The 21424-nt window shown below is 34.1% G+C and carries 19 protein-coding genes and 1 tRNA gene; 13 read left to right on the forward strand and 7 right to left on the reverse strand.

Annotation, left to right across the window (positions count from 1 at the left end):
* Positions 1–13 precede the first annotated feature (13 nt).
* A complete protein-coding gene (locus JS605_RS06335) occupies positions 14–1036 on the reverse strand; it encodes a metal-dependent hydrolase (RefSeq protein WP_203256861.1) in 1023 nt (340 codons plus the stop codon).
* 32 nt (positions 1037–1068) lie between these two features.
* Positions 1069–1839: a hypothetical protein gene (locus JS605_RS06340; RefSeq protein ID WP_203256862.1), complete on the reverse strand. Its 771-nt coding sequence runs from the start codon at positions 1837–1839 to the stop codon at positions 1069–1071.
* 288 nt (positions 1840–2127) lie between these two features.
* Here JS605_RS06340 and nhaC point away from each other — a divergent pair, with 288 nt between their 5' ends.
* From nhaC to JS605_RS06365, 5 genes are all read left to right on the forward strand, one after another.
* Entirely contained in the window at positions 2128–3621 is a 1494-nt protein-coding gene (gene nhaC, locus JS605_RS06345; RefSeq protein ID WP_203257380.1) for a Na+/H+ antiporter NhaC, read from the forward strand.
* A gap of 212 nt (positions 3622–3833) precedes the next feature.
* The gene (locus tag JS605_RS06350) at positions 3834–4475 is read left to right on the forward strand and encodes a peroxiredoxin (protein WP_203256863.1); all 642 of its coding nucleotides are present in this window, start codon (positions 3834–3836) and stop codon (positions 4473–4475) included.
* A gap of 76 nt (positions 4476–4551) precedes the next feature.
* The gene (locus tag JS605_RS06355) at positions 4552–4866 is read left to right on the forward strand and encodes a thioredoxin family protein (protein ID WP_203256864.1); all 315 of its coding nucleotides are present in this window, start codon (positions 4552–4554) and stop codon (positions 4864–4866) included.
* A complete protein-coding gene (locus JS605_RS06360; RefSeq protein ID WP_203256865.1) occupies positions 4847–5104 on the forward strand; it encodes a DUF6952 family protein in 258 nt (85 codons plus the stop codon). Before JS605_RS06355 ends, JS605_RS06360 begins: the two co-directional genes overlap by 20 nt.
* Positions 5105–5294: 190 nt before the next feature.
* Positions 5295–6344, forward strand: a complete 1050-nt coding sequence (locus JS605_RS06365) for a GTP pyrophosphokinase (protein WP_203256866.1) — start codon at positions 5295–5297, stop codon at positions 6342–6344.
* A gap of 261 nt (positions 6345–6605) precedes the next feature.
* On the opposite strand, the gene JS605_RS06370 is transcribed toward JS605_RS06365, so the two are convergent.
* Positions 6606–7076, reverse strand: coding sequence for an ankyrin repeat domain-containing protein (locus JS605_RS06370; RefSeq protein WP_203256867.1), 471 nt, complete (start codon positions 7074–7076; stop codon positions 6606–6608).
* 81 nt (positions 7077–7157) lie between these two features.
* On the reverse strand, positions 7158–9347 hold the full coding sequence (katG, locus tag JS605_RS06375; protein WP_203256868.1) for a catalase/peroxidase HPI: 2190 nt from the start codon (positions 9345–9347) through the stop codon (positions 7158–7160).
* Positions 9348–9598: 251 nt separating this feature from the next.
* Here katG and tpx point away from each other — a divergent pair, with 251 nt between their 5' ends.
* From tpx to ribB, 7 genes are all read left to right on the forward strand, one after another.
* Positions 9599–10105: a thiol peroxidase gene (gene tpx / locus JS605_RS06380; protein ID WP_203256869.1), complete on the forward strand. Its 507-nt coding sequence runs from the start codon at positions 9599–9601 to the stop codon at positions 10103–10105.
* Positions 10098–10463: a diacylglycerol kinase family protein gene (locus JS605_RS06385; protein ID WP_203256870.1), complete on the forward strand. Its 366-nt coding sequence runs from the start codon at positions 10098–10100 to the stop codon at positions 10461–10463. Before tpx ends, JS605_RS06385 begins: the two co-directional genes overlap by 8 nt.
* A 7-nt stretch (positions 10464–10470) precedes the next feature.
* Entirely contained in the window at positions 10471–10914 is a 444-nt protein-coding gene (locus JS605_RS06390) for a DinB family protein (protein WP_203256871.1), read from the forward strand.
* Between the two features lie 125 nt (positions 10915–11039).
* Positions 11040–13430 (forward strand): DNA translocase FtsK, encoded by a 2391-nt coding sequence (locus JS605_RS06395; RefSeq protein ID WP_203256872.1) that lies wholly within the window; start codon positions 11040–11042, stop codon positions 13428–13430.
* A 19-nt stretch (positions 13431–13449) separates the two neighbouring features.
* Positions 13450–14088, forward strand: coding sequence for a LolA family protein (locus tag JS605_RS06400; protein WP_203256873.1), 639 nt, complete (start codon positions 13450–13452; stop codon positions 14086–14088).
* Positions 14089–14102: 14 nt separating this feature from the next.
* Complete coding sequence (locus JS605_RS06405) at positions 14103–16163, forward strand: LptF/LptG family permease (RefSeq protein ID WP_203256874.1); 2061 nt, start codon at positions 14103–14105, stop codon at positions 16161–16163.
* Positions 16164–16179: 16 nt separating this feature from the next.
* A complete protein-coding gene (ribB, locus tag JS605_RS06410) occupies positions 16180–17340 on the forward strand; it encodes a 3,4-dihydroxy-2-butanone-4-phosphate synthase (protein ID WP_239000284.1) in 1161 nt (386 codons plus the stop codon).
* A gap of 160 nt (positions 17341–17500) precedes the next feature.
* Here ribB and JS605_RS06415 read toward each other — a convergent pair whose 3' ends face one another.
* The 3 genes from JS605_RS06415 to JS605_RS06425 all read right to left on the reverse strand — a co-directional run bounded on the left by JS605_RS06415 (position 17501) and on the right by JS605_RS06425 (position 21112).
* Complete coding sequence (locus JS605_RS06415) at positions 17501–19072, reverse strand: family 16 glycosylhydrolase (protein ID WP_239000285.1); 1572 nt, start codon at positions 19070–19072, stop codon at positions 17501–17503.
* A 91-nt stretch (positions 19073–19163) separates the two neighbouring features.
* Positions 19164–20360, reverse strand: a complete 1197-nt coding sequence (locus JS605_RS06420; protein WP_203256875.1) for a DegT/DnrJ/EryC1/StrS family aminotransferase — start codon at positions 20358–20360, stop codon at positions 19164–19166.
* Between the two features lie 119 nt (positions 20361–20479).
* The gene (locus JS605_RS06425; RefSeq protein ID WP_203256876.1) at positions 20480–21112 is read right to left on the reverse strand and encodes an NAD(P)H-dependent oxidoreductase; all 633 of its coding nucleotides are present in this window, start codon (positions 21110–21112) and stop codon (positions 20480–20482) included.
* 183 nt (positions 21113–21295) lie between these two features.
* Between JS605_RS06425 and JS605_RS06430 the strand changes: the two genes are divergently transcribed.
* Positions 21296–21380: transfer RNA gene (locus tag JS605_RS06430), tRNA-Ser, on the forward strand.
* The last annotated feature ends 44 nt before the right edge of the window (positions 21381–21424 follow it).

Raw genomic sequence — 21424 nt, forward strand, 5'->3', positions numbered from 1 at the left:
AAATTATTTTCAGTTAAATCCCCTTTACACGATCCCATAAAGATTTAAAGGCTGATCCCATATCTTCTACTTTTGGTTCGAAAGGCTTCATATTAAAGCGTTCGCCATCTTTGTAAAGTAATAAACTAAACACCGATGAGTTTGGATCATCCAAATCTAAAAGCGGATAGCGTAAATCGTTATACTGGTATTCTGTAGCATTTAATTTATAAATACTGTAATACCGATTACTAAACCAAGCGAGACCAGCAATGTCCGTATAATCTGAAGGTTTTAAATCCCGATGTTTTGGTATTTCCCTAAAATTTAAAAATCTATTTTCAGTATCAAACCATGAATAGTCAGACACATAATAGGAAGTTTCAGTTTCTGCAATACCATACCATAAAATAGTGTTCAAAATAGCAGGCTGAGTACTAAATCTAATAGCATTAACATGAGCTTCCTCTAGGGATTTTCTAAAAATTAAATCTATATACAACTTATTGCCTAAAGTGAACAACATATAAATGGAACTTATACCAATACCCCATTTTAGCCATCTTCGTCTTTGTAGAGCTGTTCTCCTAAAAAACATTAACACTATCATACAAATTAAAAATGGTAGTGTATATACTGGATCTGCCACCGCTATATTATTTAAAGCAACCCGATAATTACTAAAAGGTGCAAATAATTGAGTACCGTAAGGGGTAAACGCATCTAAAATAGGGTGTGTAAATAATGACCAAAAAAAGAGTAATATCCAATCTTTTTGATTAGTTGTGGCTTTACGTTTACCAAAATCGTACAGCTTATGTACCAGCCAACCTAATAAAAAAGCTGCCAAAACTGAAAATAAAATAGAGTGCATAAAACCTCTGTGAAATAGCATGGCATCAATTTCATTTCCATAGAGCCAACTTCCTACCAAAACATCCAAATCGGGTATAGTACCACCAATGGCACCAAACAACAATGCCTTGTTTCCTATTTTTTTTCCTAATACTGCTTCTCCACAAGCAGCCCCTAAAACGATTTGAGTAAGTGAATCCATATAAAGCCAGCTAAGTTAACTAACTTTTTTATTTATGGTATCCGTCTAAGCCATACTGCAACTCTGGCACCATTTATATTTCCAGTTTCTGTGATAGATCTAAATCCTAAAGTCGTCCCAGCTGGTATGGTTACCGGAGTTGTTAAAATCTCCGTATAAGCTAAATTATCGTTTGCTCCTGAAGCTGTAAATCTAAAAAATTCTGTATAGGCGCCATTTCCTGAAATATTTACAACAGCCATAAGCATCGTGTTGGATGCGTTAGATGTATTATCAGCATGAAAGCTTACAGCGTAGGCTTCCCAAGCCTCTGGCAACGGTATACCTATAAAGCCTGTATCCCCATTAGCATAACTCCATTCCATAGAATTACTGCCTAAATCTGAAGCTTCTTCAGCCCATATTACAACTTTTTCATAAGTAATTTTGTTAGTACTTATTTGCTGCCAATTAACACCATCACTTTGCAATGTTATTGTTGTTTCGCTACCAATTGTTGTAGTTACCGTACCTGTTAAATCCTGATAATTAGAAACTGTAGGCGTATTAGTTGTCGGGTTTTTTATCACATACATTCTTCCATTACAAGTATCTGCCACTGGTAAAGTAATATTGTGGTTACCTCCAAGGATTACGGTGTAATGAGTATCATCTAAAGTTAAATTACCAGAAGTTGTTGTGATATTGGCAGATAAAGAACCGTTAACATCTAAGGTAGATGATGGCATAGTGGTTCCAATGCCAACTTGAGCGCACAAGTTTACACATATCAACAAAAGGAATTGAGAGAAAATCCTTTTCATTTTTTTGTTTTAGCAATAAACGTATTACAATATCTATAAAAAATCAGAGAAACAGTAACTAAATTTTATTTTTTTTAAACCTTTTATTAACTATCACTCTTATTTATTCCTTCTCATCAATATAATCCTTCACATTATAAATAATGTTAACCTACCAAAACAATACTACCAGTGGAAAAGTGCATCAGTTGTTAAAATGTCTAAAACAATGATTTGAAATACTTAAAGCATCACATCATTTTGAAAGAAATTAATAAAATCGTAACATTACCTAACCAAAAAGCTGTTATGAAAGACGATAAGAATATTTCCAAATTTAAAGCCAACGACCAAAATATTATTGAAAACACCGAATTGAATATCTGGGAAGCATTGATACCTATTTTTGCCTTAGTAGCTATGCTTGCTTATAATATTTATGTTTTTAGAGATGATGCACTAAATGGAAGTAATCAGTTTATTTTATTATTGGGAGCTGCTGTAGCTGCAATAGTAGGTTTTAAAAATAGAGTGAGTTATAAGAGAATGCTTGATGAAGTAGCCGAAAACGTAAAATCTACTACAGGAGCTCTTTTAATTTTGTTAATGGTAGGTGCTTTAGCAGGAACATGGCTAATTAGTGGAATTATACCTACAATGATTTATTATGGGCTTCAAATACTAAATCCTACAATTTTTTTAGCAGCCTGTGTCATCATTTGTTCAATTATTTCTATTGCAACTGGAAGTTCATGGACTACTTCAGCAACAGTAGGTATTGCCCTGGTAGGTATTGGAGAAACATTAGGTATTTCTGTGGGTATGACAGCTGGAGCAGTACTTTCAGGAGCATATTTTGGAGATAAAATGTCTCCTTTGAGCGATACTACCAATTTAGCCCCTGCAATGGCTGGAGGCGAGCTTTTTTCACATATTAAATATATGTCCTTAACTACTATTCCAACTATTGTTATCACTCTAATTGCTTTTATAGTAATAGGTTTAAATATAGATACTTCTGGGACACCACAAATAGATGATAAATTGCAAGCTATAAGTAGTGCTTTTAATATAAGCCCATGGCTATTTATAATTCCAATAATCGTGATTTTCATGATTATAAAAAAAACACCACCGTTGATAGCACTTCTTACAGGTTCGCTTTTGGGTGGGGTTACAGCTATTATTTTTCAACCAAATATTGTTACCAGTATAGCTGGTGCTGATTCCTTAAATTTTCAATCTGCTTACAAAGGAGTAATGAATGCTTTAACTGTTGACACTTCTGTACAAACTAGTAGCAAAGAATTAAATGATTTATTTACCGCAGGCGGAATGAGTGGTATGCTTGGAACTATTTGGCTTATTGTTTGTGCTATGGTTTTTGGAGGTGTAATGGATGCCATAGGCGCACTATCTAGAATTACAAAATCATTATTAAAAATGGCGACAACTACTTTTGGTCTTTTTGCTAGTACTGTGGCGAGTTGTCTAGCTTTAAATTTAACTGCATCTGATCAATATCTTGCTTTGGTTGTGCCTGGTAAAATGTTCAAAAGGGCTTATGAAGATCGAGGCTTAGCCCCTGAAAATCTAAGTAGAACACTAGAAGATTCAGGAACAGTAACTTCTGTTTTAATTCCTTGGAATACTTGTGGAGCCTACCATTCAAAGGTCTTGTTTGGATATGCAGGTGCCACCGCATATATACCTTACGCTTTTTTCAGTATTCTAAGTCCGTTTATGACACTACTTTTTGCAGCTCTTAGCATAAAAATCAAACAACTTTCAAAAGCTAAATAAAATGCTTCACTTAGCATAGGTTCATTTGCCAATTTGATAATTATAGCGCTGAATTTTTATATAATCCCTAAAAAACAGTGCAGGTTTTTGAACCGATACTCAATTACTATCCATCAATAAGATTTAATAATTACAATCTACTTTCATAGCTGTTCTTAAATGATAGTTTTGCATTTAAATAAAATATTAATAAACATAAATTATAGACAACTATGGCATTTGTAGGAAAAAAATTTCCAAACTTACATGTAGATGCAATGAACGATTTAGGCGATACATTTAAGTTAAACGTGTTAGAAGAAGCAATAAACAACAAGAAAAAGGTTATCCTATTTTGGTATCCTAAAGATTTTACTTTTGTATGTCCAACAGAACTACATGCATTTCAGGCTGCTCTAGGGGAATTTGAAAAACGTAATACTATTGTAATTGGGGCATCTTGTGACACTCCAGAAGTACATTTTGCGTGGTTAAATACTGAGAAAGACAATGGTGGTATTGAGGGAGTTACTTATCCGCTTTTAGCAGATTCTAACAGAAACTTAGCCTCTACTCTTAGTATTTTAGACATTACAAACGAAACCTACAACGAGGAGACTGGGGTCGTAACTGTAGATGGAGACAATGTCACTTACAGAGCTACTTATATCATAGATGAAGAAGGTGTTGTACAACACGAAAGCATTAACAATATGCCTTTAGGAAGAAACGTGCAAGAGTATTTACGTTTAGTAGACGCCTTAACCCATGTTCAAGAAAAAGGAGAGGTTTGTCCAGCAAACTGGGAAGAGGGTAAAGAAGCTATGAATGCTGATAGAGCTGGTGTTGCTGAGTATTTAACGGCACATGTATAATTATACAAATTACAAAATCTAAATTCCAAGTTCCAATACCATCTTTGGAATTTGGAATTTTAAAATTGATAGTGTTATGGTAAAAGAATTAGAACAAGACAATTTACAAGATTTGGTATCAGGTAATGATACGGTTGTAGTGCAATATTCTGCCTCATGGTGTGGCAATTGCCGCATTATGAAACCAAAAGTAAAAAAGTTAGCTTCTGAATTAGAAGATGTAACTTTTGTTATTGCAGATGCTGAAAAATTCCCTGAATCTAGAAAGTTAGCAACTGTAGATAATCTACCAACTTTTGCAGCTTTTAAAAATGGCACTTTTGTAAACCAAGTGCAAACTAACAAGTTTGATGTATTAAAAGATTTAGTGCATGAAGTTACCAGTAATTAAACATTTAACTAATTTTATAGAAGATAACGATGAGGATTTTATTGTGGAAACGATAGAAACCCTAGAAGCCTTAACTGAAGTACCCTCTCTAAAAGATGAAGAACTAAATGTTATAGGCGAATTGATCTCTAATATGTATGGAGCGCTTGAAGTTAATAAAATAACTAAGGACGGTACACCAAAAAAAGAAGCATTAAATAGTTTTATGAGTCGTGTTATGGGGACTATTGATACTTAATTGAAAAAGAGAAGTGTTATATCTAGAGCCATCTCTTTTTGAGGTGGCTTTTTTATTTCTTCAAAATTGACTTTGTAAAAAAATTCAACCATCTTCGTTTAACGTCGGATATAGGCCACTTGTACTGAACTCGTTTCAGTATCATAACGGCGCATATCCGTCAACACATTAGCTGTAATTTACAAGTTAGATGAAAAAGAAAGAACTTCAAGAATTTATTAAGAAGCATAAACCATACACAGGAATGCTTTATGAATTGCTAAAATCTCTTCTAGAATCAAATTCAGTTAAATACCATATTGTAGAAAAAAGAACTAAGACATTAGAAAGTCTTGAAGAAAAAATTGAAAGGAAAAACATTAATGATGTTTCATCCGATATATTAGATATTTCGGGAATAAGAATTATAATTTATTATGACGATGATTTAGATATTGTTGAGAAAATTATAAATAAAAATTTTAAGGTCGACAAAAATAATTCAATTAATAAGCAAAAGATTTACGATAGTAATGAATTTGGGTATTTATCTAGACATTATATCGTTAAAGTAAACAATAAAAGGGCGGAATTAGAAGAATGGCAACGGTTTAATTCTCTAAATGCTGAAATACAAGTACGTACTGTATTACAACATTCTTGGGCATCAATATCCCATGAACTTTATTATAAAAAAAACTATGATATTCCAAAAGAATTAAATCGTAAACTTTTTCGATTAGCTGGATTATTTGAATTAGCAGATGAACAATTCTTAGAAATTCGTAATAAACATGAGAATCTAGAAAATCAAATTAATTCTCTAAACAGTATAGAACTTGGAAAAGAAAAAATAAATCTTTTAACCTTAAATAATCGTATATCACAGCAAGAAGGAATATTTAATGAAATTAAAAATATAGGAATCGAAAGTGGGTTTAATTATAACAGTATTATTGATGATACATATGTTTCTAATATTATTTTAATAAGTAAGTACCTTCAAATAAACAATATTAGTGAATTAGAACAATTACTGGAAAACAATAAAGCGGACATCAAGATGTTTTTTGATGAAGTAATATCTGTAGACGGAAAGGACAAATATTGGGGAGCAGATATTCCTTTTCTTGTGATGATGTCTCTACTTTTAAATCTGAATGAGGAACAATTGGAGCAATTCAGTACTAAAGTAAATTGGAATAATAGTATCTGGGATAAAACAAAAAAGTCTATCCTGAAAATCAAAAACTACAGCTAACAATGGCTTCTATGAAAAGCCATTGTTTAAGCAAGTACCTTAGATGAATTTAAATTTACTATTTTATTTTTAATTATATCATAATGCTAATGTGGTGGTGGAATGTTGGCTAACGCGCAGCATTATCAACATTTCAATGCCTTTTTATATAACTCACTCAGCAACCTATATGTTTTCAGCTTAGTGTCTACTTGCAAAGTTAAGTATTAGACCACGCAACGAAATCATACACTAGACAGTTAAACAAAACTCTCAAAAAAATCAATTCAACAATCCAATAACTTCCCGAAACTTCTTTTCTTCAGCATAATCCAATGCAATTTTACCTTCATTATCTTGTATGGTGACATCGGCATGATGTTGTAATAACAAGGTTACCATTTTAGTTTGTCCATACATGCTGGCAAAAATCAAAGGGGTATACCCCAAGTTATTTTGTGCATTAATATTCGCGCCTTTATTAAGTAATTGCTTTGCTATATCTGTATTCCCTTTAAAAGCAACACCAATAAGTGCTGTGTTTCCAGAACCATCCGCAGCATCTACCGTAGCATTATAGTTTAAAAGTGTTTCAACTATGTCCTTTTTATCAAAATAGGCTGCAAAAATTAGTGGTGTGAATCCTCTAGTGTCTTTCGCATTAACCAAGTCAGGATTAGATTTTAAAAGTGTTGCTATTTGGTTGACGTCTCCCGTTTGTATCGCTCCAAAAAAAGCTGCGGTATCATTCATAATATTTTAAACTTAAAATAAAATTGGGACAAGCATAATGCTATGTTTGTCCCAATTTCTATCTACTAACCAATTCTACTATTATAGATCAAACCTATCAGCATCCATTACTTTGGCCCAGGCAGCAACAAAATCATTTACAAATTGCGCTTCTCCATCATTGGCTCCGTATACTTCTGCAATGGCTCTCAATTCTGTATTGGATCCAAAAATTAAATCAGCTCGTGTTCCAGTAAACTTCAAAATACCTGTTCTTCTATCCTTGCCTTCAAAAACACGATCGTTAGATGACGTCGCACTCCATGTATACGCAAAATCTAAAAGATTTGTAAAGAAATCGTTGGTTAAATGACCTATGTTATCTGTGAATACACCATGTTTAGAACCATCGTAGTTTGCTCCCATAACACGTAAACCTCCTACTAAAGCTGTCATTTCTGGAATAGATAAATTCATTAAATTGGCTCTATCTACCAATAAATCCTCAGCAGCTACATTTAAACTATCTTTAATGTAGTTTCTAAAACCATCTGCTAAAGGTTCTAAATAGCTAAAAGACTCTACATCTGTTTGTTCTTGAGATGCATCGCCTCTACCCTGAGAGAATGGCACTTGTACATTATGACCCGCATTTCTTGCGGCTTCCTCAACTCCTGCATTTCCCGCTAAGACAATTAAATCAGCCATAGAAACATCGCCACTAAAATCGTTTTGTATGCCTTCTAAAACTTTTAATACGCTTCGTAATTCTTTTGGATTGTTTACTTCCCAACTGCGCTGAGGTTCCAAACGAATACGTGCGCCATTAGCACCACCTCGCTTATCAGAATCCCTGTAAGTAGATGCTGAAGCCCATGCAGTTGTAACCATTTGAGAAATAGTTAAACCAGAAGCTAGAACCATTTTCTTTAGTTTTACTATGTCTGCATCACTAAGCGTATAACTTACTTTTGGGATTGGGTCTTGCCAAATTAACTCCTCTTGCGGCACTTCAGGCCCCAAGTAACGGTCTATAGGTCCCATATCACGGTGCGTTAATTTGTACCAAGCTCTTGCAAAAGCATCTTCAAAAGCTGCATGATCTTTGTGGAAACGTTTTGAGATCTCCAAGTATTTTGGATCTGTTTTTAATGCCATATCAGCTGTAGACATCATTAATGCCTGTGTACCACTACCACCAGCAGCTGGTGCTTTTTTGGCATCTGGATTTTTAGGCGTCCATTGGTGTGCCCCTGCTGGACTTTTGGTAAGTTCCCAGTCGTAATTTAATAACACATCAAAATAATCATGATCCCATTGTGTTGGATTTGGTGTCCAGGCACCTTCCAACCCACTGGTAATAGCATCATCTAACACTCCTGATTTATAGGTGTTTTTCCAACCAGTACTCATTTCTTCTATAGAAGCACCATGGGGTTCTGGTCCAACATATGTATCAGGATCTGCAGCACCGTGGGCTTTTCCAAAGGTGTGTCCCCCTGCAACCAATGCAACGGTTTCTTCATCGTTCATTGCCATTCTTCCAAATGTAATTCTAATATCGTGTGCAGATTTCATCGGGTCTGGGTTTCCGTTAGGGCCTTCTGGGTTTACATATATTAATCCCATATGTACCGCACCTAAATGTCCTTCTAAATCGCCATCACTAGTATCATAACGATCGTCGTTGTCTAACCAACCTGTTTCACTTCCCCAATACACATCTTGCTCTGGCTCCCAAACATCTTCTCGTCCACCAGCAAAACCAAAGGTTTTAAATCCCATAGATTCTAACGCACAGTTTCCTGCCAAGATCATTAAATCTGCCCAGGATAATTTTTTGCCATACTTCTTTTTTATGGGCCATAACAGTAAGCGTGCCTTATCTAAATTTCCATTATCAGGCCAACTGTTTAAAGGTGCAAAACGCTGTGTACCAGACGCTCCTCCTCCTCTACCATCACCTACTCGATACGTACCTGCACTATGCCATGCCATACGAATCATAAATGGGCCGTAATGTCCATAATCAGCTGGCCACCAATCCTGAGAATCCGTCATCGCATCTATAACCTCTTGTTTTAACGTTGGAAAATCTATACTTTCAAATGCTTTAGCATAATCAAAGTCTTTATCATAAGGATTTGAATCTTTTCCATGTTGCCTTAAGATGTTTAATTTGATTTCGTTAGGCCACCAATCTCTATTTCTGGTACCGCCTCCTGCTGTCTGTTTCTGGGTGCCACTCATAAATGGACACTTGCTGATGTCGTTACTGTCTGAATTGTGCATTTTTTATTGTGTGTTTAATTAGTACTCTTGTTTTTACTTACTCAAAATTAGTGATAAAATGTCCTCACATGAGCTGTAGAACATCTTTATAAATTATATTAAAATTGACAAAACTTATAGCTTTTGAAAATTCAATAGTTTTTTTAAATAGTGAAAAAGTATTGCCATAATTATTTCTTAAAGATATTTAATTAATTATGTGTTACAACATAAATATGCTTACTTTTAGAGTTCTAATTAAAAATAATAAAATGGCCAATATTACCTTGGGTGGTAACCCAGTAGAAACTATCGGAGAGCTTCCTGCAGTGGGTTCTCAAATTTTAGATTTTAAATTAACTGCAATAGACTTGTCAACAAAAACCTTAGCTGATTTTAAAGGCAGTAAATTGATTTTAAATATATTTCCTAGTGTAAACACTGGCGTATGTGCTACTTCTGTTAGACAGTTTAATACAGAAGCCAACGAATTAGAAAACACTAAAATATTGTGTATTTCTAGAGATTTACCATTTGCGCAAGAGCAATTTTGTGCTGCTGAAGGATTAGAAAATGTAGTAATGCTATCTGATTTTAAAACTGGGCAGTTTGGTAAAGATTATGGTGTGTTGTTTACTACTGGAATTTTTGATGCTTTATTATCAAGAAGTATTGTTGTTGTTGATACAGATGGTAAAGTACTCTATAACGAGCAAGTGCCAGAAACTGGAGAAGAACCTAATTACAAAGCAGCTTTAGAAGCGCTTTACAATGCCTAAAAAAGAATCTTTTTTAATAAACCGATTAAAAAGCGTAGGCTATGCCTTTAAAGGTGCAGTTTTATTAATTACTAAAGAATCTAGTATAAAAATCCAGCTGGTAATTGCTATTTTAGTAACTATAGCTGGATTTTATTTTGAAATATCAAAAACAGAATGGCTCATACAAATTCTTACTATCGCCTTAGTGATGGGCATTGAGGGAGTAAATACTGCCATTGAGGAAGTTGCCAATTTTGTACACCCAGAGTACCATGAAAAAATAGGTTACATTAAAGATGTTGCCGCAGGTGCTGTGTTTATTGCTGCTATTTGTGCTGTCATCATGGGCTGCATCATATACATCCCCAAACTGTAAAAAATTTATGGAAGACACTATAGATACACTTAAATTGCTTATAAGCAATGGTGTACGTTATATCTCTAATGCATCATCATTAGAACTCTCCCAAAAATCGTCTTTAAAAACATGGTCTAAAAAAGAGATTTTAGGACATTTGATTGACTCTGCCATCAATAACCTACAGAGGTTTACCGAAATTCAATTTGAAGATAAACCATATACAATAAGAAAGTATAGGCAAAATGAATTAGTGGAAGTCAATAATTATCAAAATACTGACGTTAAGGCTTTACTTCAATTATGGTTAGCGCTAAATGAGAGAATCGTATTTCTCATGAATGCTCAAAACAAAAACACTTTGAGTTACGAAGTTAGGTTGGATGATAATATCAGTTCTAACCTAAAGTTCCTAATGGAAGACTATGTAGTGCATTTAAGTCATCATTTAAACCAAATTATAGAATAGGTATTTGGGTAAACCCTTTATAAAAATCGTATTGCCGTATACCTGTAAACCATTTTTAAAAAATACTAATACACCTAGGATAAACGTTAGTAATTTGTATTTTTGCTTAAACTAAGCGCATACCAATGGCGAAGAGAACCAAAACTAAAAAACCTACTAAACCAAAATTAAAAAAACCAAGCTTTAAGTTGTCTAGCCAACAAAAGCTAGTTTTTGGTAGTTTTTTGGTCATCTTTGGCATTATTCTTTGTGTGTCTTTTATATCTTTTTTCTTTACCGGTAAAGCAGACCAGAGTGCCCTTTCAGAATTTGCCTCACGTGATACAGAAGCTAAAAACTGGCTTAGTAAAATTGGTGCTTGGTTAAGCGATTTCTTTATTCATCGTGGGTTTGGAATAGCTGCTTTTATTTTATCTGGTTTGGTGTTCCTGTCTGGTATTTATGTTTTAATGGACATAAAAAAAAGAAAACTGAGGACACACTGGTTTTGGGGAATTTTAATCATGATTTGGTGTTCCATATGCCTAGGATTCTTTTCTTCAAAGCATGATATTTTGGGCGGTACTATTGGTTTTGAAGTTAATAGTTTTTTACAAGATTACATTGGTAAAATAGGGACTGTACTACTATTAATTTTAGGTTTTATCACGTATCTAGCCATGCGATTTAAGGTAACTTTTGAAAGCTTTAAACGCTTATTCTCCACTGCCAAGAAAGATATTGAAAATGAGTTGTCTGATTTAAAGCAAGAGACTTTTGTAGTAGACAACAACCTGTCTGAAGAAGCCGAAGCCATAAAAACTGCCTTTGACATTCCATTAGACAATACCCCAAAAGATAAACCTGTAAAACCTAAAGAGACTACTGTTAAAGATGCTACACCCATTAAAGTTGAAGTTGCGAAACCAGAACCTGAGGAAGATACAGCATTGGAGATAAAGGTTGAGACCATTAAAGAGGAAGTTACAGAAACAGATAACCTAGCCAATAAACTTGTTGAAGATTTTGGTTTATATGATCCTACTTTAGAATTGGGCAATTATCAATTTCCGCATATCGATTTATTAAAAAAGTACGATACTGGGGGCATTACTATAAATCAAGAAGAATTAGAGGAAAACAAAAATAGAATTGTTGAAACTTTAAATAACTATAAAATAGGGATAGCCAGTATTAAAGCTACCATTGGACCAACAGTAACTCTTTATGAAATTGTTCCCGAGGCTGGTGTTCGTATTTCTAAAATTAAAAACTTAGAGGATGATATCGCTTTATCGCTTTCTGCACTAGGTATACGTATTATTGCTCCTATTCCTGGAAAAGGTACTATTGGTATAGAAGTGCCTAATAAAAATGCAACCATCGTTTCTATGCGATCGGTAATTGCGTCTAAAAAGTTTCAGGAATCTAAAATGCAATTGCCAATTGCGCTAGGAAAAACCATAAGTAACGAAACTTTAGTTGTAGACTTAGCAAAAATGCCTCACCTGTTGATGGCTGGTGCCACAGGGCAAGGTAAATCTGTTGGGTTAAATGCAGTATTAACATCGTTACTCTATAAAAAGCACCCAGCTGAAGTTAAGTTTATTTTGGTTGACCCTAAAAAAGTAGAGCTCACGCTTTTTAATAAAATTGAAAGGCACTACTTAGCCAAATTACCTGATAGCGAAGAGGCTATTATTACCGATAACACAAAGGTTATCAATACATTAAACTCATTATGTATTGAAATGGATAACCGTTACGAGCTTCTTAAAAACGCCATGTGTAGAAACATTGCTGAGTATAACAAGAAGTTTAAAGCTCGAAAACTAAATCCTAATGATGGGCATCAATTCTTACCTTACATTGTTTTGGTTGTAGATGAATTTGCTGATTTAATAATGACTGCTGGCAAGGAGGTGGAAACCCCTATTGCACGTTTAGCCCAATTGGCTAGAGCCATAGGCATTCATTTAATTATAGCCACACAACGCCCTTCTGTTAATGTAATCACAGGTATAATAAAAGCAAACTTCCCTGCTCGTATTGCGTTTAGAGTAACCTCAAAAATAGACTCTAGAACCATATTAGATGGCTCTGGAGCTGACCAGTTGATAGGTCGTGGTGATATGTTATACACGCAAGGCAATGACATTACACGAGTACAGTGTGCCTTTGTTGATACTCCTGAAGTAGAAAAAATCACTGAGTTTATTGGAGCCCAAAAAGCATACCCAGATGCCTATATGCTACCTGAATATATTGGCGAAGAAAGTGGCACAAGTCTTGATATAGATATTGAGGATAGAGATAAATTGTTTAAAGAAGCAGCCATTGTAATTGTAACAGCACAACAAGGATCTGCATCTTTACTACAACGAAAACTAAAATTAGGTTACAATAGAGCTGGGCGTTTAATTGATCAATTAGAAGCCGCTGGTATCGTTGGGCCTTTTGAAGGTAGTAAGGCAAGACAAGTGTTAGTACCTGATTTAGCATCTCTTGATGAGCTATTAGAAAATGAAAATATGTAATTTTGTATTAAATAAAAACATGAAAGAGCTGATTACCATAGTATGTATTGCATTTTTAACCTTTTCTGGGTTTTCCCAAAACAAAGGAAAAACTTTATTAAATGAAGTTTCTGAAAAAGTAAAAAGTTACGACAATATATCTATTGATTTTAAATATATTTTAGAAAACACCTCTGAAAATATAAAGCAAGAAACCAGAGGGGATGTTGTTTTAGAAGGCGAAAAATACAAACTAAACATCCTTGGGATTACCCGTCTTTACGATGGTAAAACGCTTTACAGCATAAGTCCAGAAGATGAAGAGGTAACCATCACAACACAAACAGAAGACGAAGAGGATGCAATTACACCAAGTAAAATGCTTTCTTTTTATGAAGATGGTTATACTTATGCTATGGATATTGTTCAGAATATAAAAGGACGAAAGATTCAATATGTAAAACTTACCCCAATTGATTCAAACTCTGAGATCGATTATATCCTTTTGGGAGTTGATGCAGCCACAAAACATATCTACAACTTAATTCAGGTTGGTAAAAATGGTACTAAAACAACGTTAACCGTTAATTCTTTCAAAACGAACGAACCATTATCAAAAACCTTGTTTACCTTTGATGAAGCTAAATATCAAGATTATTACATCAATAAAATTGATTAGGTAGTCTTTACCCTGTGAAAATATTAGATCGCTACATACTTACCACTTATCTTAGAACTTTTTTAAGTGTATTCTCTATTTTGCTATTGATTTTTGTTTTACAAATGATATGGCTATACATAAAAGAGCTTGCTGGTAAAGACTTAGATTTAAGTACCATTATAAAATTTATCATATATGGTTTACCAAAACTCATACCGCTAGTATTGCCGCTTACCATATTGCTAACATCTATTATGGTATTTGGTAATTTTGCAGAAAACTACGAGTTCGCCGCCATGAAATCTACTGGTATTTCTTTGCAACGTGCAATGGCCAGTTTAGGTGTATTTATTGTATCACTAGGGTTCGTTGCTTTTTGGTTTTCTAACAATGTAATTCCATGGGGAGAGTATAATTTTTTTAATCTACGAAAAAATTTAGCCAAGGTAAAACCATCTATGGCTATTGCTGAAGGACAGTTTAACGAAATAGAATCCACTCCCTATAACATTAAGGTTGCAAAAAAATCTGGAGACAGAGGGCAATTTTTAGAAAAGGTTGTCATTCATAAAAAAGGGAGCGATCGTAAAAAAAACGCAACTACCATTACCGCTAAAACAGGAGAGCTGGTAAGTAGCGAAAACTCTAATGTTTTAAAATTGGTGCTACATGATGGTAATTTTTATGAGGATATCTTTCCCAAAGAAATAAAAAATAGAAAAAAGCATCCTTTTGCTAAGAGCAGCTTTGAGGTTTATACGATGAATATCGATTTATCTAACCTCAATACAGTGGATATTGATGATAAGTCTTATTCTAACAAATACAGCATGCTTAATATTTCGGAATTAGACTATACTATTGATTCCCTTACCATAAAGCACGATAAAACCATGAGCGATTTTGGTAATGTGATGTATCAGAGGTCTAGTATTAGCAAATCTGTTAAACCTCTACAAGCACTTTCATCTCCTGAGAAATTCACAAAAAGAGAGATAGAAAACGATGAATATACTATTGAAAAAAATAAAAAAGGGATTAAAAAAAATACAATTCCATTAGATTCTATTTACGCAGGCGAGTTAACTGACTTATTCAGCAACAAAAAAAACTCTCAAATTGTCACTAATGCCATAAGTGCTATTAACAGTATAGATCTACTTATTAAAAATAGAGAGGAACCTCTTGATAGAGAAATAAAATGGTATAACAGGCATATCATCTCATTTCATGAAAAATTGGCACTTCCTTTCGCTTGTATCATATTATTCTTTGTTGGAGCTCCTTTGGGCGCCCTAATAAGAAAAGGAGGTATTGGCTTACCAATGGTTATTGCCATATTATTATTTTTAACCTACCACTTCATTGGGATTTTTGCTATGAATAGTGCAAAAAACGGTAGTTTTAACCCTATTTTAGCAAGTTGGTTTTCAACACTAATTATGCTTCCCTTAAGTGTATTTTTAACAATACGCGCAACTGCTGACAAAGGACTTTTTGATTTTGATAGCATTACGGTGCCTCTAAAAAAATTCTTTAGAATTAAAGAAAAAGACAAAGAGAATTTCAAATTTTTATCATCCTTTACCAACGACAAACTCTTTGATGCTATAACAAATTATGAAACTTTAGGATATTCTGAAACTACAAGGTATGAAGCTATCAAATTATTAAACAGTAGAGAGGTTTCTACACAAGAACTCCAAGAGAAAGGTATATTTACGAACAATGATTTTGAGATATCCCAGAATATCTCTAAGGATTATACCGACCACTCGAAATTTACAATAACGCTGTATTGTATTGGTATTATTCTATTGGTGCTACACTTCGTATTTAAAAACAACAAGTTGCCCTCTTTAGAGTCTGCATCAATTCAACTAAGCATAATTTCTCTAGTTTTGTTTGCTGTTTATTATATAAAATCGGTTGTTAACATTTCTACATTCTACAAACATATTAACACTCCAAAAAGGACACCTAATGCATTCTTACTTGTCATTGGAATTGTATTGTATATGATTACGTTTGTTTTTTTAAGGTATAAAATAAAGGAAGACTTAAAACAAAATTGTTTAGATAGTTTAAAATAAGCAATATCTTTGCAATATGATAGCAGAACCTATGACCAAAGAACGCAATACAATCTTTAAGTTAAACACTATTCATGATGCCATTGAAGATGTTAGAAAAGGTAAAGTGATTATTGTTGTTGATGACCAAAACCGAGAGAATGAAGGAGATTTTGTCGCTGCAGCGGAAAAGGTAACTCCTGAAATGATAAATTTCATGGCTACTCACGGTAGAGGTTTAATATGTGCACCACTTACAGAAAATAGATGTAAGGAACTCGAACTAAATATGATGGTAAGTAACAACACCGACCCAATGGAAACAGCTTTTACTGTATCTGTTGATTTGAGAGGTAATGGTGTTACTACTGGAATTTCGGCAAGTGATAGGGCTAAAACCATAAACGCTCTTATAGATAATAATACAAAACCTTTTGAATTGGCTAGACCAGGACATATATTTCCATTGGTTGCTAAAGAAGGAGGAGTTTTGCGACGAACTGGACATACCGAGGCTGCTATAGATTTTGCTAGATTAGCGGGTTTAGAACCTGCTGGCGTTATTGTTGAAATAATGAATGAAGATGGCTCTATGGCTCGGTTACCTCAGCTTATTGAGGTTGCGAAGAAATTCGATCTTAAAATTGTTTCCATTGAAGATTTAGTTGCTTACCGCATGCAACACGACTCTCTTATTGAGAAAAAGGAAGACTTTCAAATCCATACACGCTTTGGCAATTTTAGATTGCGTGCATACAAGCAAACCACAAACAATCAAATACATATAGCACTTACAAAAGGACAATGGAAAAATAATGAACCTGTGCTAACGCGTATAAATTCTACTTTAATAAATAATGATATTTTAGGTACTCTTACCAATAATGTTGACGAACAACTCAATGCCATGTTTAAAGCTGTAAACGATTTTGGGAAAGGTGCCATAATATTTATCAATCAGGAAGTACAGGCTACAAATATTCTAAATCGTTTAGATTTTTTAAAAAGTAACCAAAAAGAAAACGAAGTTTTAAAAGCGCCTAGAATAAATATGGATACTCGTGATTTTGGTATTGGTGCACAAATACTTCATGATTTAGACATACATAAACTACGATTAATAACCAACAGTGCGCAAACTAAACGTGTTGGTATGATTGGATATGGTTTAGAAATTGTAGATTATGTAAACTACTAAAAAAAGGGACTTAACGCAACTTGCTAAATAGCTTTCCCTTTCTTCCTCTTTGTGTCTTGAAATGCTTCAATTAACGTTATATTCTTAGTTAGAATATTTAGTAATAGAAATACTTCTTTAAAACCTAGGCATTTTTGAGAAACAAATATTGTATTTACGTTTATTGCTTTATAAGTTTTATAGTTTCAATTTTACTTTTAGAATAAATCATAAGTAAATAGATCCCCTTTGTTAAGTTTGATATATCAAGTGAATTCATTGGGTGGTCTTTGATTAAAACTTTATTCCCTAATAAAGTGTAAATCTCAATTTTATCAACATTATGTTTTGATGCTATGTGTAATGTCTCATTAGCTGGATTTGGAAAAATTTTAAAAAGACCTGATTCACTTTCATTTACACTAAGCCCAAGGTTTTGATATACCCTTACATAATCTATTACCATACTACTCTGCGTGAAATTAGGGTCTATAGCTCCAGATATACCTCCCATGGCAATGTTTAAGATAAGATATTGGTCTAAATCGAAAGGCCATGTATCGCTGTTCTTAACAGCTGGTTTATAAGTATAGTATGCTATATCATCTACTAGAAAGGTAATTTGATCTGGAGACCAATTCATAGAATATACATGGTAATTATTTGCGACATCTGTAAGTTCTTGTGATGCAACATTTACCGTATTTCCAAAACTAGAGGGTGTATGTATGGCACTAGATGTATGATTTACTACTCCCAAACCATGCTCCATGATATCTATTTCTCCACAAGCTGGCCATGGTGTTGTTCCAAAACCTTGTGTTTGCCAGTAAGCTCCTGTTTCAGAAATATTTTTTCCAAGGGTCCAAATAGCTGGCCATGTGCCATCTCCAAATGGCAACTTAGCCCTAACGTCTACCCTGCCATAAGTAAATGCAAATTTTGAGTTTAATCTTGCTGAAGTGTATTGTTTCGTTTCTCCTTGATCTGTGAAAGATTCCTTTATAGCTACAATATTTAAATTACCGTTTTCTACAAAAGCATTTTCAATACGATTTGTATAATGTTGTACTTCTCCATTAAACCAATTTCCACCAACTGGAATCTGTGTTTGATGAAACCAATTTAAACTGTTTATTGCTGTTTTTCCAGAGGTATTAAATTCATCAGACCATACCAAATCATTATAAACAACATCCAGACTATTAGGGTTTACAGGTGTAGAACCATCGTCAATATCATCTATTAAGTAAGTTCCTGCTATTGTACTCCCGTCATCAATAAAAATAGTAAGCTTATTATATATTCCCGAGGCATTTACTGGCGTTGTTCCATCAGAGCTTAATACTGCATTGGAGAAATCAAAAATTATATGATTAGTCCATCCAGAAGCAGCAATAGTGTTTACAGTTACTTCTACATCTGGGTTTATGCCTTGCTCTAATTTTAGCATCACTTGATGTCCATTAGGATCAAATGCATAAAAATCTAAACTAATTGTTTTCTGGAAGTCTAAATCTATTGACCGTATTAAATCTATAGTAAAACCTTGCCAAGGATCGGAGCCATTATTAAAAAATTCTCCTACCATATTTGATCCATCTGATGGACTTACTCTTCTAGAAAAACTACTACCACCAAAGGATGTAAAATTATCTGATTGGAAAGAAAAACCTATTGGCATTTGCTGACTAAATAGGCATCCTGTAAAGAACAGTAAAATTAAAAACGACTTAATATTGTTGGTATACATAGCTTTATTTTGAAATTATAAAGCTATAGTATTACTATAGTAACGAAAAATTATTTACCACTACATAAACCATACATAATGTTAATAATAGCTATTTAACAGATGCTCTTATAACTTTTGCCATCTTATTAGCTCTTGTTTTTACCTCTTCTTCTGTCCAAGACAACTTTATTAAACAAGAGATGTTTCTACCGATGTAATGGTCAGACATCTCGAATGTTTTGGTTTTAAGATACTCTAAGCCATTCTTTACTTCATGTGATATTGGAAACAAAGATTTTAATTCCTTTAGGTGCTCCCATTTGCGTATGTAATGCCAATTATTATCATAATAATTCCAGCAAACATCTATACCTTGTGCTTTAAAGCCATTTATAACGCTTCTTGTGGTTTCTAAATCTGGTAGAAAAAAGTTTAGGAAAGCACAACTTTCTACGCCTCCTTCTGGAACAGTTCTAAATGTAACCTCAGGTATTTCACTTAAAGCTTCTCTCAAAATATTGAAGTTTTTCTTTTGGATTGCCAAAAACTCGGGTAAGCGCTTTACTTGGGCTAAACCTACTGCGGCGTGCAGCTCTGAAATTCTAAAATTATAGCCTAAAAAGGGATGTGTTTCTGCACCTCTATCGTTTCCAACATGGTCATGTCCGTGATCACTATAATGATCTGCATTTGTATAATATTGTCCATTATTTGTAACTACTGCCCCTCCTTCTCCACAAGTAATTGTTTTTACAAAATCGAATGAGAAGCAGCCTAAATGGCCTATACTTCCTAAAGGCTTACCTTTGTAAGTACCCCCTATAGCTTGACATGCATCTTCTACGAGCAATACATCATGAGCTTTGGCCACTTCTTGCAGGGCATCCATATTCGCCATGCTTCCGCACATCTGCACCACCATGATGGCTTTTGTTTTTAGTGTAATGGCTTTTTTTACTGCTTCTGGGTTTAACCCCAGAGTATCGTCCACATCTACTAAAATGGGAATGGCTCCCAACAGCATTATGGCTTCGAAACTCGCAACAAATGTAAACGTAGGCATAATAACTTCGTCTCCTGCTCCAATACCTGCCGCAGCTAGTGCAACGGATACTGCTGCAGTTCCACTAGATACTAATTGTACGTGTTTAGCCTTAAAGGTGTTTTGTAATTCTTGCTCTAATGCTTTGGCTTTCCAATGGCCTTTACGCATACCATCGAAACCATAACGCATTAAAACGCCATTGTCTAATACATCGTTTACTTGTTGTCTCTCTAAATCTCCAAATAATTCAAATCCTGGCATAAGTGTTTTTTATATTTAGGGGCTTTTGCGCTAGGGATTGAACGGTCTGTTTGAGCTCTCCCGCTTTTTGCAGGAAGCGAGTAGTGAAAGCCCGACCCTTGTGGTAGCGCCCTTATTTTTTATAGTTCTATTATTACCTTATCTATTGGTTGTCTTACTTTTTTAAATTCTGAGAACATGTCGTCTTTTGCTCTGTACCCAACTGGTAAAAGGAGTACTGACTTGAGTCCTTTCGCTTCTAAATTTAATATTTCATCAAATTGTTTGGGTACAAATCCTTCCATAGGACAGGCATCTATATGTTCTATCGCACAAACCGTCATTAAATTGCCTAATGCTATATATGCTTGATTTGTGGACCATTTTTGTCGTTCCTCGACAGACATTTTGCTCATCATATCTAACAACCCATCCCTGTAGGGTTTTAGAATGTTTTCGGGTGTTTCCCTGATATCTTTTATATTATCATAATATTGGTTGACGTCTGCATTTAAAATATTTTCTTGTATGCAAATAACTAATAAATGTGATGCATCTACAACTTGACTTTGGTTGTAGGAGTGTTTTACAAGCTTTAATCTTAACGTCTTATCTTTTATTACAAGCATTTTTATGGTTTGCAAACCGTAGGAGGTTGCGGTTAAATTAAATGCTTGTTTTAAAATATCTAATTTATCGTTGGGTAAGGTTTTAGTGTCGTCGAACTTTTTAGTGGCATATCGCCATTGTAATTGTTCTATAATATTGGACATTGCTACTTGTTTTGCACAAAAATACGGTTTGAAAATATCTTTTTCTCATAAACTGATATAAAATAAAGCAATGGTAAAATGGTGTAAATTTATTTTAAAAAGTTTTGCTTTTATTTGAAAGAATTAAAAAAGGGTTCTATATTTGCACCCGCATTCAGGCAAATAGCTTGATGAGGCACTCAAGGAGAAATGGCAGAGTGGTCGAATGCGGCAGTCTTGAAAACTGTTGAGGGTCACACCTCCGGGGGTTCGAATCCCTCTTTCTCCGCTGAGAATTTACTAAATTCTACTAAAAGCCGATAAATACTATGT

It is taken from the genome of Hyunsoonleella ulvae (assembly GCF_016827605.1).
GTDB lineage: Bacteria > Bacteroidota > Bacteroidia > Flavobacteriales > Flavobacteriaceae > Jejuia > Jejuia ulvae.

Coding starts and splice junctions, on each gene's coding strand:
- JS605_RS06335 (WP_203256861.1), bottom strand. CDS start 1,036: ATGGATTCACTTACTCAAATCGTTTTAGGGGCTGCTTGTGGAGAAGCA.
- JS605_RS06340 (WP_203256862.1), bottom strand. CDS start 1,839: ATGAAAAGGATTTTCTCTCAATTCCTTTTGTTGATATGTGTAAACTTG.
- nhaC (WP_203257380.1), top strand. CDS start 2,128: ATGAAAGACGATAAGAATATTTCCAAATTTAAAGCCAACGACCAAAAT.
- JS605_RS06350 (WP_203256863.1), top strand. CDS start 3,834: ATGGCATTTGTAGGAAAAAAATTTCCAAACTTACATGTAGATGCAATG.
- JS605_RS06355 (WP_203256864.1), top strand. CDS start 4,552: ATGGTAAAAGAATTAGAACAAGACAATTTACAAGATTTGGTATCAGGT.
- JS605_RS06360 (WP_203256865.1), top strand. CDS start 4,847: ATGAAGTTACCAGTAATTAAACATTTAACTAATTTTATAGAAGATAAC.
- JS605_RS06365 (WP_203256866.1), top strand. CDS start 5,295: ATGAAAAAGAAAGAACTTCAAGAATTTATTAAGAAGCATAAACCATAC.
- JS605_RS06370 (WP_203256867.1), bottom strand. CDS start 7,076: ATGAATGATACCGCAGCTTTTTTTGGAGCGATACAAACGGGAGACGTC.
- katG (WP_203256868.1), bottom strand. CDS start 9,347: ATGCACAATTCAGACAGTAACGACATCAGCAAGTGTCCATTTATGAGT.
- tpx (WP_203256869.1), top strand. CDS start 9,599: ATGGCCAATATTACCTTGGGTGGTAACCCAGTAGAAACTATCGGAGAG.
- JS605_RS06385 (WP_203256870.1), top strand. CDS start 10,098: ATGCCTAAAAAAGAATCTTTTTTAATAAACCGATTAAAAAGCGTAGGC.
- JS605_RS06390 (WP_203256871.1), top strand. CDS start 10,471: ATGGAAGACACTATAGATACACTTAAATTGCTTATAAGCAATGGTGTA.
- JS605_RS06395 (WP_203256872.1), top strand. CDS start 11,040: ATGGCGAAGAGAACCAAAACTAAAAAACCTACTAAACCAAAATTAAAA.
- JS605_RS06400 (WP_203256873.1), top strand. CDS start 13,450: ATGAAAGAGCTGATTACCATAGTATGTATTGCATTTTTAACCTTTTCT.
- ribB (WP_239000284.1), top strand. CDS start 16,180: ATGATAGCAGAACCTATGACCAAAGAACGCAATACAATCTTTAAGTTA.
- JS605_RS06415 (WP_239000285.1), bottom strand. CDS start 19,072: ATGTATACCAACAATATTAAGTCGTTTTTAATTTTACTGTTCTTTACA.
- JS605_RS06420 (WP_203256875.1), bottom strand. CDS start 20,360: ATGCCAGGATTTGAATTATTTGGAGATTTAGAGAGACAACAAGTAAAC.
- JS605_RS06425 (WP_203256876.1), bottom strand. CDS start 21,112: ATGTCCAATATTATAGAACAATTACAATGGCGATATGCCACTAAAAAG.